This window comes from Brevibacterium antiquum CNRZ 918, from assembly GCF_900169145.1.
Lineage (GTDB): Bacteria > Actinomycetota > Actinomycetes > Actinomycetales > Brevibacteriaceae > Brevibacterium > Brevibacterium koreense.
In genome coordinates, this window is record NZ_FXZD01000045.1 from 1 (window position 1) to 1,232 (window position 1,232).

Annotated in this window: 1 protein-coding gene; it reads right to left on the minus strand. The window is 67.9% G+C overall.

What is annotated here, in order from left to right; translation table 11 throughout:
* Positions 1–49: 49 nt before the first annotated feature.
* Positions 50–1,108, minus strand: coding sequence for an IS1595 family transposase (locus BANT918_RS17120; RefSeq protein WP_101602063.1), 1,059 nt, complete (start codon positions 1,106–1,108; stop codon positions 50–52).
* Between the last annotated feature and the right edge of the window lie 124 nt (positions 1,109–1,232).

Here is a 1,232-nt window from a genome sequence, read left to right on the forward strand (position 1 = left end):
AAGGGGTATCCATCTTGGTGCCGATAGGTGGATCGGTGCGGGCTGGTGGTCAGGGAGTTCGGCGCCAGGGCCTGGGAGAGGTTGCCTGGTCGAGGCTACTGGGCCTCGAGCGAGGTCCTCTTCGCCCCTGCGGACGAGTCTTCTTCGGCTGGGAGTCGCGGACGAGATCGCGGTAGGTCACTGGGGACGCGTCCACGGCACGTTCCAGGAGGCGTAGGAACACCAGGCCGCGGTGGCGTGAGTTGCGCCGGTTGAAGCGGAAGACGAACTCATCGAGGTACTCGGGCAGGTGCTTGCCCGTGCCTGCACCCTGGTAGGTGCCCTCCAGGGTTCGTTTGGCCAGTGCGAACAGTCGGTGAACCGCCGGCAGTGACTCGTGCGCTGGCCTTCCCGAGGAGGCGACGTTGATCGCCTCGTGCTCATAGCCGTGAAGGGCTGGCGGGTAGGACCTGAGCCCGTCGGTGACCACGACCGAGTCCGTCGCTATGGTCTTCGCTGCGAAGGCCTTCAGCGACGCCGTGGTCGCGTCCTCGATCACGCCCATCCGAGCTCTGCCCCACCCGTGGTCGGTGATCTCGATGGCCCCGGCGACCAGGGTCTTCCCCAGCGCTCCTCGTCCCCGCACGCCGGGGCGGGGCCCGCCGATGAACGTCTCGTCGACCTCGACCCTGCCCGACAGCAGAGCGCTCTGGTCACTGGTCATGACCTGGCGGAGTCGGGCCAGCATCGCCCACGCGCTCTGGTACGAGCTGATTGGCAGCACCCGGTGCAGGTGCGCGGCCGGAACGCCCGTCTTCGAGGACGTCACCAGCCAGACCACCTCGAACCACACCGACAGCGGGATACGGGTCTTGTCGAAGATCGTGCCCGAGGTGACCGACACTCTGCGCCAGCAGCCCCGGCAACGATGCCGGCCCACCGTGTCGCGTCCGGCCGACGTCGAGGCGCAGTGCGGACAGCAGAACCCGTCTGGCCAGCGGAGCCAGTCCAGGTAGTCCAGGCACTCTGCGTCCGTGGGGAACCACGCCCGGAGCTCGGCGAGGTCGCGCGGGTAGTCCAGTCCGGGTTCGAGATCGTCGCCACTGCGCGCGCCGGTAGAATCGGCCACGACATACACCCCTTGACGGTGTAGTCCATGCCCCCGGCTGTTGACGCAGCGCGGGGGCCCTTACGTCACCCGACCCTACCCGGCAGACCGGCCCCGTCCATCGGCATCAAGATGGATACCCCTT